The organism is Streptomyces sp. NPDC096152 (assembly GCF_044763235.1).
GTDB lineage: Bacteria > Actinomycetota > Actinomycetes > Streptomycetales > Streptomycetaceae > Streptomyces.
In genome coordinates, this window is sequence record NZ_JBIWFW010000007.1 from 363,845 (window position 1) to 377,822 (window position 13,978).

Consider the following 13,978-nt stretch of genomic DNA (forward strand, 5'->3'; position numbering starts at 1 on the left):
GGCCTGAACAGAGCCCCCGGAGTTGCACCTCCGGGGGCTCACGCCGTTGAAGTCGGGGGTTCCGGCTCCCCACCACCCCGCCCGTGCAGCCAGCGCACACAGCGCGACCGGACGGGCGAGGGAGGCAACCGGCGCGGCGATAGCCACCGCGAGACGGAAGTGGCGACCGGTTGTCCGCCGCACCCGAGCGATGCGAGGGACCTGGGATGGAGCGGCGCCACCATGCCGGTCGATCACGGCCACGCCCAACGCTTTCGTCTGGTCACAGTTGCTCCTTCAGAGCGATGAACAGGGACTTTGAACTGCAAGGGGGACCTTGTCCCCACTCTCCGGCCGTTGCTCGCGGTCACCGGGCCACCTCGCCAGTACGGGCCGAAGCCCTGTTTCACCTGGCCTTTAGCGGGATTGCAGCGTCCCCGCCCTGCGCATTCGTGCAGGTCAAGCCGCACGAGTCGGCACGTTCCGCATAGCCGCTAAGGGCATGCGATACATGCTGAACATGTCTCTCAAGGTGCCGTGCTTCGTTCCGGCTGTCAAGCCCTTCACCGGATGTGGGTGCGTCGCCCTGATGTGCCTTCAGCTTGCGGGAGGGGGGCGGGACGAAGTGACCACGTCCCTGGACGACTTGGGACGTCCTGGGTACGGTCCTGTACGGCGAGTACGTCCCTAGACGTCCTGTGGGGGTGGGGTGGCGAACGAACGGCTCAGGTCTGCCATGCTGACCAAGGGAATTAGTACGGATGACCTGGCAGAACACTGCGGCGTCGACCCGAAGACCGCCGAGCGCTGGGTGACCAGTGGCCGGGCGCCGTACCGCCGGCACAGGCTCAAGGTGGCCGCGTATCTACGCGAGGACGAGGGTTACCTGTGGCCCGACGGCTTGCCTGATGGGCAGCGTAAAGATGCGGCCGATGCTGAAGTGCTCAAGGTCTACCCTCACCGGAGCTACGTTCCACCAGACCTGTGGCTGCAACTCTTTGGGCGTGCTGAGCGAGAGATCGGCGTGCTAGTGCATGCAGGCGTTTTTCTCGCTGAGAACCCTCGCTGGCTTCAGTTGCTCAGAATGAAAGCTGCAACTGGCGTTCGTGCTCGCATCCTTCTCGGTGATCCGGATAGCCCGGAGATTGCGCGGCGAGGCGAAGAGGAAGAGATTGGGGAGGGTGTCGCCTATAAGGTGCGCGAGGTGATGAAACTTTATCGCCCCTTGTACGGCGTGGACGGCATTGAGTTCCGCTTGCACCGGTCCACTCTTCATAACTCGCTCTACAGAGCTGATGATGAGTGGCTGGTTAACACGCAGGTGTACGGCGTGAGTGCGCCGTACACGCCCGTTCTCCATCTGCGTAAGGTCGCCGGAGCCCAGTTGGCATCGACTTACGCGCAGAGTTTCGAAAAAGTATGGATCCAAGCTGTTCCGATTGAAGGGAAGCCGTGAGCCGTAAAGATTACTTCGATGACCCTGCGGCGCCAGTAGCTACGCGTATCGTGTCGGCGGTTACTGCGTTCATCCAGGATGAGCGTGGTTTTCTCCTGATGGAGCGGCGATCCGATAATGGACGATGGGGGATGCCAGGCGGTGTGCAAGAGATTGGGGAGAGCATTAGCCAGACTGTAGTTCGGGAGGTAGCTGAGGAGACCGGAATCACTGTCGAAGTGACCGGACTGGTCGGCATTTTCACGGACCCCGGGCATGTCATTGAGTTCTCAGACGGGGAGGTGCGGCAGGAGTTTTCCCTTTGCTTCCGTGCTCGACCCGTAGGTGGCGAAATCTCCGTGAGTTCTGAGTCTTTTGAGGTTCGCTGGGTGGATCCCGAAGAACTCGATGCGTTGGAAATGTCACCTACAACTCGCCGACGCATCTCGGAAGGTCTGAAAAAGCTACCTCAACCCGTTATTAGCTAGTCCTGGCTCCCGCCGCAGCCTCAATGCGAGTGCGGACGCGCTGAACCATCCTGAGCAGTTCCGGTCGAGCCGCTGATACGGCCCGGAAGACGACGTGCTCTGAACCATACCGTTCTAGGACCTCGTCAAGACGGTCCGAAGGATTGACGGGATGCCCGTCGGGGCTACTACTCAAGTCGCAGTAAGTGATGGCATCTACGAGAGGCTGTGGGACCGGCGTGAAGTCGTTAAGCGCGTCCGACAAGCCCAACTCGGCCGCCTCCCAGGGCGATGACGTGTGTAGCGCGACAAGAGCGCAGAGGCGAGGATCAGCGCCGATGCTCTGGAGATATCGACCGCCATCAATCATGTGTTGGCCGGTGTGCTTGGCTGTCTCGGCGTAGCCGACGTCGTGGGCGATAGCTGCTGCCGTCAGAAGGTCGTAGTCGTCCCCGAGGATGGGCCGCAGACTTCGTGCTTGCTCATAGACCTGTTGGGAGTGCGCCCAGCGCTTCGGCAGGCTGTCCGCCAACAGACCTTGTGCGATGTCGTATGCCCAGGACGTCAGACTCATCAATTCACCCTTCTTCGGCCGCTGCTCGTACAACCCTTCCCACGCCTTGCCGTGACTCCACCCGTCCGTCCGCTTCCAGCGCGGCGAGCGCGCGCCGCACGGTGCCTCGTGACACACCGTAGGCCGTGGCCAGTATCGGTTCGGATGGCATCCTCTCGCCGGCCGGCAGGCGCCCGTCTTGCATCTGCGCCAACAGGTCGTCACGCACGCGCTTATAGGGGGCTTGATGAGCCTCGCCACTCGTTACGCGGCGCCCCAGGCCAGCGATCGACTCGATGACGCCCTCACTCTCTAGTGAGGCCAGCGCTCGCCTTACTGTGGTTCGCGCGATACCGAACTCAGCAGAGATGGCCGCTTCTGACGGCATCCTGTCGGTGATGGTTCCGCTCTGGATGCGCTCCCTCAGAGCCTCAGCAACCTGCAGGTAGGTTCCACGTGGGCTGGCGTCTCCCATTGAGTCCCCTCCGCCGGTTCTCCGCTGATCATTCGCACAGGCATCCACAAGTTTGGCACCCGACGAGGCTGGACGACGAGACGCCCAGAACGCCCGGCATCCGTTAGCAGGCACTGCCCTCAGCACCCGCGCGCGTCTGTCGACGGCACGCCAGCGGCCACGGGCCGAAGAACCGCAGGTCATCGCTACCCTGCAAACCCCGGCCTAGCTAAGTTCCTGCGCCGGCTCCGGGCCGTCCGACGCTGGCCGACAGCGACCACTGACGACCAACAACGACCACGATGGACTGGGCCATCGGACGTTCCGCCACGACGCTTCGACCTGGCTAGACCCAGGTGTCCAGCCACAGCTGCCATCTCCACGAGTTGATGAGGATGGCGATGCCCGTATGCAGCGGCTACAGGCAATTCACTCGCGCTCGAAGGTCAGAATTACCTCTTCCTTCATCCTCTTATCGAGCGCGCCGGCAGCATCGCGTGGAGGGGGGAGGTAGCGCCTATTTTCCGGAAGTTCTCGCGAGACTCGTGCGCGACGGACGAGACCGTTACGAAGTCCAACGCGAATGAGGATCTCCTCTATCGAAATCTCAACCCCGTTCATTCGTGCATCGGCCATGACGAAAGATACAAGTCCAGCCGGCTTAACTACGCGAGCAATCTCGGACATGACCCCGTCCATGTCCTGTACGTAGCGTCCGATGATGCGTTGGCTTCGGTCTGGGAGTGCCCCAGTGAAAGAAGACTTTGCGATTGAGGCTAGAGCAGAGTCAACGGCCACGCCTGCCTCAGACCCAATATTGCCTGACCTGAGTGACCGCAGATAAGAGATCGAATAGCCCATCCAAACCAGGCTCATACGATGTCCACGCAGGTAGTCGATGGCGATCAGGTACGGAGGACTCGTCATGACCGCATCCACTGTCGCTTGCGCGAAAGGTAGGCTCCGAGCATCCGCGCGCAAAATATTTGGCGACGAGCGCGGAACCGCTTCTTCTCCTGACTCCGTGCGCGAGTGGGACACGCGATTGGCTACAGATCTAGCCGAGGCGAAGTACTTCTCAATCGGATCGAATGAGGATGTTTCACGAACTCGATGCGGACGGGAGTGAGACACATCTCGCGCGCGCGACGCGCCCGCATCCTTGGCGATGATGAGCCGCGAGAATGCGCACCACAAAGGATACGAAATCGGAGGTGGCACTTCTTTGATTGCCGCCGCTAGAGATGAGAGACGTTGTCGTGCGGTCGGATCGAACCAAAAGTCAATAAACTTGGATGTCTCGGGATCAACATGTATGTCGACTACTTTATTGGACTTGGCAGTCGCTACCACGGATTCTGCGGCCGAGAGGAAATCATCCAGAGAGTAGCTGGCCGCGATAGTGTTGGCGATTACTATGGCCAAGGGGTCTGTATCGCAACCGAAAGCTTGGTGTCCGGATCTAGCGGCGGCCAGAGGGAATGTGCCAGATCCCATCATTGGGTCTAGCACCACCGCGTTAGGGGCAAGACTAGAGACTTTAGCGGCTGCGAGTTCGGGCGCCATGCGTGCGGGAAACGGATGCACGGCAGCCCTGGTGGCGGTAATCACTGATCGTCTCCTACGCGTTGCTGAGGAACTGGAATAGCAATCTTGTAGGTCTCTGCGAGCCTATTCGGATACTCGCCGAGGGTTTGACGAAGCTCGCCAATGAGTCCCTGCGGTGATGCATTAAGCGCTACGAGTTGCCCGTCGAAGTACATCGTAGCGGGCGCAAGGGCAGCCAGGCCCCGCACAATCGCTGCGACCTCTTCATGGTCGAGGTCAATACCGCTCCGCTCATACACGGCGGTCACGATGGTATCTACCGTCACCGGAGTTCGTCGCTCTGAGTACTGGACAAGCAACTCAATGACCTCAGCCACGGGAGGGGCAACTGGGGGTTTCTGGGCCTCGATGGCATCCACAAATGCTCGCGCCTCGCTGGGCTCGTGAGTCGCGAAAAGGTTCAAAAGCTTCAGCGGAGATAGACGCCGCAAGGGGAAAAGCTCAACCAGACGCGCCAAGTCCTCCACGGTAATTGGGGTAATGCCGTCATTGCGGCAGATATCACCGATGAGGGCCTTTTCGTCGCCATCCCCCTGGAAGCCAGGAGCTACTAGAAGCGTGAACTTAGGCGGTACGTCAAGCTTGAACTGCTCTGCGGCCCGTTCTCGGTGAACTCGAAGAACTGAGGTTCTGGCTGTGCCGGCTTGAATGCGCGGCGCTCTTGCAGGTTGTTTCTGCTTTTCCGGCTCCAGGGCTCGTCGTGCCTCAGATCCGCTGGACTTAGCGTCGTAGGTGAGTGCGTAGCTTTCGCTACCTCCCCCTCCGCGGCGGCCGAGTCGGACGGTAGCAACTCCGTCCGGTGTTCCGCTGCCGCCGATCCTCTGTACGCTGTATCCCATAACGGTGAGGGCATCGGCGACTGCGTCCTCAAGGGCTTTCTCGTCATTGCTTGAATCGCGCAGACTCTTCGCGATAACAGGAGCGGATCTTGGGTGATAGCTGACGAAGTCACGCAGGAAAGCGTCACGCCGTTTCATGATCCGATTTACGGTCGCGGCATCGATGTTTTCGTCAAGCATGTAAGCCTGGGTCAGCAACTCTGTCAGGCCGAGAATTTGCAGCGCCTCTTGGGTGCCATCTCGATCGATATAGTTACTGACGAACGGGTGAGCCTGGTTGAGGATAGCCGCGCGCCGCTGCGGGTCATATGAGATCAGACGAGTTTCCTCGCCTGCGGGCTCGACGAGGACCTGTTCAAGGACCTCTCCTCCTCCCTGCGTAAAGGTGTCAGGGAGCATCGTTGTATCAACCTTGATGCCGAGAGACTCTCGTACCTGCTCATCTCCCTGAGATGCTCGCCGCAGCATTCTTCTGAGAGGGCCCTGGGTAAGCCCGGGAGGTGGATTGGAAATGCGACCTTGTTGCGTCAGAAGAGGAATCTCGTCGTCATCATCGCGCTTCTTCAAAACTGAGCGTGACCTGTTGAAGACGGCGAGCATGTAAGTCTTCAGTTCGCGCACTTCCGGCGAATCCATGAGGCTCTCTCGGGGGCTAGCCACGAGTGCATCAAGTTCATCGGCGTTAATCACCATGTTAAAGCGGGAGAACGTGCCATAGTGTAGGTCGACGCCGACGTTGAAAGTAGCGTCATCTAGATTGATTAACCGGCCCCGCACCCTGACGAAGAAGCCGTGGCTCCGACCTAGTTTGCCGCTCTGTCCGCGGTTAAGGGAATCTTCGAATAGCTGAGCCTGCCCCCAGACCGCTCCGGCAAGAGGGAGCCTATATGCAGGTAGACGTTCCCCATTCACCTCGACGTGTTCTGGCGTGCCAATCCTTGAGTCAGGAGCAAGGGTGTCTTCGGATTGACCAATCGTGAAGCGCCACTGTTCTACCCCCTGGGCTTTAGACGCCTCAATGGGGTCTCCGTTGTATAGGAGGTTGAAAGAAGGGTTCAACGGGATGGCGGTAGAGAGTACCCACCTAAGACGTCCTTGTTGGATACCCTGTGCCTGCTTCTTAAGTCGAGTCATAATGGCGGCTGTCCAATGTTCTGGTCCGGCTTTGCCCTCCGGGAAGAGTGCATCCAGAACAGGCTTCATGCGTTCGCCGTAATCTCGCAGGTTGGACAGCAAAGCCTCTCGCGCTTCTTCGCGATCGAGCTCGGCAACCTCCAAGTTAAGGGTGTGTGGGTCACTCATGTCACCTTGGACCATCTGATAGTCCATGGTCACTGCGCGATACGTTCCGTCCTTCAGGACGATGTAAGTGAGTTCCTGGGCCAATACATAGGTAGCAAGCTTTCCGATGCCGAACTTTCCGATCGGTTCGCGCCGCTTGCCGTTAGAGTCGTCTTCACGCTTACGTGATTTGCCGATTCGCCATAGATCCTGGAGGCCTTGTACGTCCATGGACTCGCCATCGTCAATAACCAAAATGGAGGCGTGCGGAGATGACAGGTCACCAGGCATGTAAACCCATACATTCTCGGCTCCGGCATCGTATGAGTTCGAAACTAGTTCTTCGAAGGCCTTGTTGGGCGAACTGTAGAGTCCGTCAGAGAAGCGCTCAATAATCGCCAACGAGATGCGCACTGGGACGAGATCTCGCGGGCCTTGCGAAGCCGCCACGAACGGAGCAGGACTAATGGTGACGCTCTCATCGCCGAACGCCAACTGCTCCGGCCCCTCGTGCGTGGACTCCACCAGTGCCCCTCTCTCCCGGCCTCTCGGCTTGGGAACTCTCAGTGCGGACAGCGATCACTGATTGTCCACGCTTGATCCCTCAGAGTCTACGAGGTGGATGGCCTCAGTCTGCCTAAGAAGTGCCATATGGATGGACGGAGTTGACGAGGCATGAGGGCCTTCGTCAACTCGGCAGAGGGGACACCCCCAACTGCTCCTCTGGGTTAGGTCATGAGGACCCACGCATGATCGAAGGCTAAGGGGCCAACGGCCATGTCCGCGGCATCGCGGATCTGTGAGGTCAGGACGGGATGCGAACGGACGTCGGCACCTGGCTCACGTGCTCCGCTCGGGCCTCATGCCTGGGCCGTCCCTGGGCCGTCCGACGGCGGCCCAGGACAGCCACGGACGACCGACAACGACCACAGCGGCGCGGCAGGCCGCCGTGCCGCGTGTCACGTCTCCGCAGCTAGACCCAGGTGTCCAGCCACATCCGAGCCCGCCAGTCGTCGATGGGGATGGCGGTGCCGGTGTAGAGGGGCCAGAAGTAGATGAAGTTCCAGGCGATCAGGAGGACCAGGACGCCCGCGGCGGTGGCGCCGGTGACGCGGCGGGTGTCGGTGGAGCCGGGTGGGCCGACGAGCGCGCCGATCAGCATGGCGACCGCCAGGCAGAGGAAGGGCACGAAGACCACGGCGTAGAAGTAGAAGATCGTGCGCTCCTGGTACAGGAACCACGGCAGGTAGCCGGCCGCGACGCCGCAGGCGATGGCGCCCGCGCGCCAGTCGCGGCGGAAGAACCAGCGCCACAGCACGTACAGAAGGGCGACGCACGCCACCCACCACAGCACCGGTGTGCCGAGGGCGAGCACCTCGCGGGCGCACTTCTCGCCGGCGTCCGCCGGGCAGCCGTCCGCGCCGGGGGAGGGCGACTCGTAGAAGTACGACACCGGGCGGCCGGCGACGAGCCAGCTCCACGGGTTGGACTGGTAGGTGTGCGGCGAGGACAGGCCGACGTGGAACTTGTAGACCTCGTGCTCGTAGTGCCACAGGCTGCGCAGCCAGTCCGGCAGGAAGGTCCAGTTGCCGCCCCTGCCGTCGGTCGCGGCCCAGTTGCGGAAGTAGCCGCCGGTGCCGTCGGTGGGGGAGAGGATCCAGCCGGTCCACGAGACCAGGTAGACGGCGATCGCCACCGGGACCGTCGCAAGGAACGTGATGCCGGTGTCCCGCTTCAGGACCGCCGCGTACGGGTGCCGGGCCCCGGCCACCCTGCGGGAGCCGACGTCCCACAGCACCGCCATCACGCAGAAGGCGGCCAGGATGTACAGGCCGTTCCACTTGGTGCCGATGGCCAGGCCCAGCAGCAGTCCGGTGGCCCAGCGCCAGGGGCGCCACCCCAGCCGGGTGTGCTCCGCCGTGTGCGCGTCGGGCCGGATCCGGCCGTCGGCGTCGGCCGGGAGGGCGGCGGCGAGCCGCGCGCGGGCCCGGTCCCGGTCGATCAGCAGGCAGCCGAAGGCGGCCAGCACGAAGAACATCAGCACGCCGTCGAGCAGTGAGGTGCGGCTCATCACGAAGTGCAGCCCGTCCACCGCCATCAGCGCGCCCGCCAGGCAGCCGAGGAAGGTGGAGCGGAACAGCCGGCGCCCGATGCGGCAGAGCATCAGCACGGACAGCGTGCCGAGCAGCGCGGTCATGAAGCGCCAGCCGTACGGGTCGAAGCCGAAGACCAGCTCGCCCAGGCCGATCACGTACTTGCCGACCGGCGGGTGCACGACGTAGGCCGCGTCGGTGGGGATGCCGATGTGACTGCCCACCTTGAGGACCAGGTCGTTGGCGTTCTTGTCCCAGTTGACCTCGAAGCCGCGGTGGACGATCGCCCACGCGTCCTTGGCGTAGTACGTCTCGTCGAATATCACCGCCTTCGGGCTGCCCAGGTTCCAGAAGCGCAGCACGCCGGCCAGCAGCGTCACCAGCAGCGGCCCGCCCCAGCCCGACCAGCGGGTCAGTCGGTGGGCGAGCGTCCCCGGGACACCGAGGGCGGCCCACAGTCTCGGGCTCGGCTGCGCGTACGGCGGCACCAGCCGGTCGGTGACACCGACGTCGCTGGTGGGCCCCGCCGGCCAGCCGAAGCGGCGCAGCCGCTGCTGCCACGACGGCCGGCGGTCGTGCGGGGCCGGTCCCTGCCGGGTGTCCGTGGAGGACGCGGTACTGGTCACCGCGCCATCGTAGGGAACGGTTCTGTGTGAGTCCCGCGCATGGGCGGTTCCGGCCGCGACGCGGTCTCCGCGGAGGCCGCGGTGGTGGCGGGGACCGGGAGGGAGGCGGCGCTCCCGGGCCGGCGCCCTTGAGAGGATGGGGGGCGTGACTGGAACCCTTGTTTTGGCGGGCACCCCCATCGGCGACCTTCAGGACGCGCCGCCCCGGCTCGCCGAGGAGCTGGCCGGCGCCGACGTGGTCGCCGCCGAGGACACCCGGCGACTGCGCCGGCTGACCCAGGCCCTCGGCGTGCAGCCCAAGGGGCGGGTGGTGTCGTACTTCGAGGGCAACGAGTCCGCCCGTACGCCCGAGCTGGTCGAGGAGCTCGCCGGCGGCGCGCGGGTGCTGCTGGTGACGGACGCGGGCATGCCGTCCGTGTCCGACCCCGGGTACCGGCTGGTCGCGGCGGCCGTCGAGCGGGGCGTCAAGGTGACCGCGGTGCCCGGACCGTCCGCCGTGCTGACCGCGCTGGCGCTGTCGGGGCTGCCGGTCGACCGGTTCTGCTTCGAGGGATTCCTGCCGCGCAAGGCGGGTGAGCGGCTGTCCCGGCTGCGGGAGGTCGCGGACGAGCGGCGCACGCTGGTCTACTTCGAGGCTCCGCACCGGCTCGACGACACCCTCGCGGCGATGGCCGAGGTGTTCGGCGCCGACCGGCGGGCCGCGGTGTGCCGGGAGCTGACCAAGACGTACGAGGAGGTACGGCGCGGGGGGCTCGGGGAGCTGGCCGCCTGGGCGGCCGAGGGCGTGCGCGGCGAGATCACGGTCGTGGTGGAGGGGGCGCCCGAGAAGGGGCCCGAGGAGGTCGGCGCCGAGGAGCTGGTGCGGCGGGTGCGGGTCCGCGAGGAGGCCGGGGAGCGGCGCAAGGAGGCGATCGCGGCGGTCGCGGCGGAGGCGGGCGTACCCAAGCGCGAGGTGTTCGACGCCGTGGTGGCCGCCAAGCACGCGGGCTGAGCCGGCCCCCGCGGAGGCGGCGCCCTTCGGTGTGACACCCGCGGCGCCGGTCGGAGGGCCGGTCGAAGTGCCGGTCGGAGGGCCGGTCGGTGCGTGCCGCCGTGACGTGCGGGCCGCTGTGACGACGCATGTGCCGCCGTGACGTGCGGGTCACCGTGGCGCGCGGGCCTGTCGGTGTGAGAGCGGCCACACCCTCTCTGAGCAGGGAGCATCTCTGGTGAGCGTGCGCCCCATCGGGCGGCAAAGCCGCGTCATGCAAGGCAAAGCAACCACCCGCCGTTCGGGTGCCCTGGGGCAAGCGTCCGCCAAATCGCCTCCAACGTTCGACAGGACTGATGCGTTCGCGCTGGTGGAGGCGTCCACTGGGACGAGGGACGCACCCGTCCCTCGCCCCTGACGGGATTCCGGGGGGAATCCCCTCGCCGGGGGCGCTTGTCCAGCGGACAACAGGAGCTGGCATGAGTGAGATCTCAGGGCAGACCGGCCTGCGTGAAGGGGCCACCGCCGTCGTCAACGAGTCGTACGCGTTCGCCTGTATGCGCTGCGGACACGGCTGGGAGCAGTCGTACGAGATAGAGCACCACACGGACGCCGAGGGCGGTGATTTCGTGCTGTACGTCGCGGACGGCCGGGTCGTCCCGTCCCCGCTGAGCCGTCCCAGCTGCCAGAACTGCGACGGTCACGTCGTGCGGATCATGCGGGCCGGGCAGGTGTCGTCCGTGCAGTACCACCTGCACCGCAACCAGCGCCCGGCGGGCCCGGTCATGGACCCAGCGCCGCCCGCGCCGGAGTCCCCGTCCGGGGAGGAGGCGGCGGACCGGGAGCGGCACGGCCATCACTGGCACCTGTCCGACCTGCTGCACCCGTTCCAGCGCAAGGCCGGCTGACGCCCGCCCGGAGCGGTCGGGGCCTGCCCCTTTCGTAGGATCGGGGCATGCCTTCGAACGCCGACAAGAACGCGGCGCCACCGCTCCCGGAACCCCTCCGGACCCCGGTCGCCGACTCCCACACCCACCTCGACATGCAGTCCGGCACCGTCGAGGAGGGCCTCGCCAAGGCGGCGTCGGTGGGGGTGACCACGGTGGTGCAGGTCGGCTGCGACCTCGCCGGGTCGCGGTGGGCGGCCGAGACGGCCGCGGCGTACGACGCCGTCCACGCGACGGTCGCCCTGCACCCGAACGAGGCCCCGCGCATCGTGCACGGCGATCCCGACGGCTGGTCCCGGCAGGGCGCGCGCGAGCCGGGCGGCGACGCGGGCCTGGACGAGGCGCTCGCCGAGATCGACCGGCTGGCCGCGCTGCCTCAGGTCAAGGGCGTCGGCGAGACCGGGCTCGACTACTTCCGCACCGGGCCCGAGGGCAAGGCGGCGCAGGAGCGGTCCTTCCGCGCGCACATCGAGATCGCCAAGCGGCACGGCAAGGCCCTGGTCATCCACGACCGCGACGCCCACGCCGACGTGCTGCGCGTCCTCAAGGAGGAGGGCGCTCCCGAGCGGACGGTGTTCCACTGCTATTCGGGGGACGCGGAGATGGCCGAGGAGTGCGCCGGCGCGGGGTACTTCATGTCCTTCGCGGGCAACGTCACCTTCAAGAACGCCCAGCACCTGCGGGACGCCCTCGCCGTGGCGCCGCTGGAGCTGGTCCTCGTGGAGACCGACGCGCCCTTCCTGACCCCTGCGCCGTACCGCGGACGGCCCAACGCGCCGTACCTCGTTCCGATCACGGTGCGGGCGATGGCCGAGGTGCGCGGCATCGACGAGGACACGCTGGCGGCGGCCCTGGCGGCGAACACGGCACGCGCCTTCGGCTACTGACGCACAACCGACCGATAACGCCCACCTGGGTTCGCCTCGAGCCCGATCATGACCATGCGTATTCATGTCACTTTGGAGAGTGACGAGCGCTCCGCTAGGTTGCGTGGGCCCGATCCGGACCCTCGGACCCTCGGCCCTCTGGAGCGTGTCGGTGTGAGCAACGGCAACTCGCCGTACGAGACGTACGAGACGCTCGGGACGTCCTACGTGATGTACGGGACGTCGGACGGGCCGTACGGGACGTCGTACGAGATGTGCGGGACGTCTCACGAGATGTGCGGGATGCCGTACGAGACGCACGGGACGCCGTACGAGACGTACGAGCCGTACGGCCCCGGCGTGGTCCCCGCCCCGGAACCGCCGCCGGACGTGCACAGCGCCGAGACGGTGGCCTACGGGGTGTACGGCGGCTACGGCGGCCACGGCGGCGACATGTTCTTCCGGAATGCGGGCGCCCCAGGCCTCACCACACCGCTCGGTGCCCCCACCGCGCTCGACGGCTTCGACGCCTCCGCCGGGCCCGGCGGCGCCGGCACCACCGTCGTGGACGGGCTGCCCGGGGCCCGGGCGGACACCTACCGGCCCGCGTACGAGATCACCGAGCCGGTGCTGCCCCGGCAGGGCCGCGGCGCTTCGGCGGGCGAGGCGCGTGACCCGGACGGCGGTCCGCGGACGGACACCGCCGGGCGGCGCGGCGCCCGCCGGCGCAGGGCCCGCCCCGCGGAGCGCCCGGAGCCGAACGTGCGGCGGCTGCTGCCGCAGGCGCTGGTCGTCGCCTTCCTGGCCGGCGGCACCACCGCCTTCGTCGCCCAGGACAAGGCCGTCGAACTCGACGTCGACGGCAGCCCGCGCACCCTGCACACCTTCGCCGACGACGTCTCCGAGCTGCTCGCCGAGGAAGGCGTGGAGATCGGGGCGCACGACGTGGTGACGCCCGGCGCGGACGCGACGCTGGCCAGCGGGGACGAGGTGGCGGTGCGCTTCGGGCGGCCGCTGCGGCTCACCCTCGACGGACAACGGCACGAGGTGTGGACGACGGCGCGCACCGTGGACGGGGCGCTCCGGCAGCTCGGCGTGCGCGCCGAGGGCGCTCATCTGTCGGCCGCGCGCTCCCGGCCCATCGGGCGCGCCGGGCTCGCGCTCGACGTGCGCACCGAGCGCACGGTGACGGTCATGGCCGACGGCAGGGCCCGCACCGTCCGCACCAACGCGGCGACCGTGCGGGAGGCGGTGGAGGCGGCCGGGGTCACCCTGCGCGGCCAGGACGCCACCTCCGTCCCGCCGGACAGCTTCCCGCGCGACGGGCAGACGGTCACCGTGCTGCGCATCACCGGGTCGCGCGAGGTGCGGGAGGAGCCGATCCCCTTCGAGGTACGGCGCACCGACGATCCCACGCTGTTCCGGGGCACCGAGATCGTCGAGCGGGCCGGGAAGCCGGGGGTGCGCCGGGTGACGTACGCCCTGCGGACCGTCAACGGGGTGCGCCAGCGGCCCCGGCGCCTCGACTCCGAGGTGGTGCGCGAGCCGCGCACGCAGGTGGTGAAGGTCGGCACCCGGGCGCATCCGCCGTCGGTGCGGGGGGCCGACCACCTCGACTGGCGGGGGCTCGCGGAGTGCGAGTCCGGGGGCCGGGCGCACGCGGTGGACCCCTCCGGGACCTACGGGGGGCTGTACCAGTTCGACACCCACACCTGGCACAGTCTCGGCGGCCAGGGGCGCCCGCAGGACGCCTCGCCGGAGGAGCAGACGTACCGGGCGAAGAAGCTGTACGTCCGCCGGGGCACCAGTCCCTGGCCGCAGTGCGGGGGACGGCTGGACGGCTGAGCGCGGTGCGGGAGC

The 13,978-nt window shown here is 66.2% G+C and carries 11 protein-coding genes; 6 read left to right on the forward strand and 5 right to left on the reverse strand.

Annotated features, from left to right (window positions below):
• Nucleotides 1–715 precede the first annotated feature (715 nt).
• Together ACIQ9G_RS25025 and ACIQ9G_RS25030 are read left to right on the forward strand one after the other, a co-directional pair.
• A complete protein-coding gene (locus tag ACIQ9G_RS25025) occupies nucleotides 716–1,435 on the forward strand; it encodes an XRE family transcriptional regulator (protein WP_403613388.1) in 720 nt (239 codons plus the stop codon).
• A complete protein-coding gene (locus ACIQ9G_RS25030) occupies nucleotides 1,432–1,902 on the forward strand; it encodes an NUDIX domain-containing protein (RefSeq protein WP_403613390.1) in 471 nt (156 codons plus the stop codon). Before ACIQ9G_RS25025 ends, ACIQ9G_RS25030 begins: the two co-directional genes overlap by 4 nt.
• Here the strand turns inward: ACIQ9G_RS25030 and ACIQ9G_RS25035 are convergent.
• The 5 genes from ACIQ9G_RS25035 to ACIQ9G_RS25055 form a co-directional block, all read right to left on the reverse strand.
• Nucleotides 1,895–2,455, reverse strand: coding sequence for an HD domain-containing protein (locus ACIQ9G_RS25035; protein ID WP_403613393.1), 561 nt, complete (start codon nucleotides 2,453–2,455; stop codon nucleotides 1,895–1,897). The genes ACIQ9G_RS25030 and ACIQ9G_RS25035 overlap by 8 nt on opposite strands.
• Nucleotides 2,456–2,459: 4 nt before the next feature.
• Nucleotides 2,460–3,092 carry a GntR family transcriptional regulator gene (locus tag ACIQ9G_RS25040; RefSeq protein WP_403613396.1) on the reverse strand — a complete coding sequence of 211 codons (633 nt, stop codon included), beginning with the start codon at nucleotides 3,090–3,092 and terminating at the stop codon, nucleotides 2,460–2,462.
• Nucleotides 3,093–3,317: 225 nt separating this feature from the next.
• Nucleotides 3,318–4,313 carry a hypothetical protein gene (locus ACIQ9G_RS25045; RefSeq protein WP_403613399.1) on the reverse strand — a complete coding sequence of 332 codons (996 nt, stop codon included), beginning with the start codon at nucleotides 4,311–4,313 and terminating at the stop codon, nucleotides 3,318–3,320.
• 182 nt (nucleotides 4,314–4,495) lie between these two features.
• Nucleotides 4,496–7,141 carry an ATP-binding protein gene (locus tag ACIQ9G_RS25050; RefSeq protein WP_403613401.1) on the reverse strand — a complete coding sequence of 882 codons (2,646 nt, stop codon included), beginning with the start codon at nucleotides 7,139–7,141 and terminating at the stop codon, nucleotides 4,496–4,498.
• A gap of 448 nt (nucleotides 7,142–7,589) precedes the next feature.
• The gene (locus ACIQ9G_RS25055) at nucleotides 7,590–9,335 is read right to left on the reverse strand and encodes a dolichyl-phosphate-mannose--protein mannosyltransferase (protein WP_403613404.1); all 1,746 of its coding nucleotides are present in this window, start codon (nucleotides 9,333–9,335) and stop codon (nucleotides 7,590–7,592) included.
• A 145-nt stretch (nucleotides 9,336–9,480) separates the two neighbouring features.
• On the opposite strand from ACIQ9G_RS25055, the gene rsmI reads away from it, so the two are divergent.
• The 4 genes from rsmI to ACIQ9G_RS25075 all read left to right on the forward strand — a co-directional run bounded on the left by rsmI (nucleotide 9,481) and on the right by ACIQ9G_RS25075 (nucleotide 13,963).
• Nucleotides 9,481–10,326 carry a 16S rRNA (cytidine(1402)-2'-O)-methyltransferase gene (rsmI, locus tag ACIQ9G_RS25060; RefSeq protein WP_403613407.1) on the forward strand — a complete coding sequence of 282 codons (846 nt, stop codon included), beginning with the start codon at nucleotides 9,481–9,483 and terminating at the stop codon, nucleotides 10,324–10,326.
• 458 nt (nucleotides 10,327–10,784) lie between these two features.
• Nucleotides 10,785–11,213: a hypothetical protein gene (locus ACIQ9G_RS25065; protein WP_356188072.1), complete on the forward strand. Its 429-nt coding sequence runs from the start codon at nucleotides 10,785–10,787 to the stop codon at nucleotides 11,211–11,213.
• Nucleotides 11,214–11,260: 47 nt separating this feature from the next.
• Entirely contained in the window at nucleotides 11,261–12,139 is an 879-nt protein-coding gene (locus ACIQ9G_RS25070; protein ID WP_403613410.1) for a TatD family hydrolase, read from the forward strand.
• Nucleotides 12,140–12,412: 273 nt separating this feature from the next.
• Nucleotides 12,413–13,963 carry a ubiquitin-like domain-containing protein gene (locus ACIQ9G_RS25075; protein WP_403613810.1) on the forward strand — a complete coding sequence of 517 codons (1,551 nt, stop codon included), beginning with the start codon at nucleotides 12,413–12,415 and terminating at the stop codon, nucleotides 13,961–13,963.
• Nucleotides 13,964–13,978 lie beyond the last annotated feature (15 nt).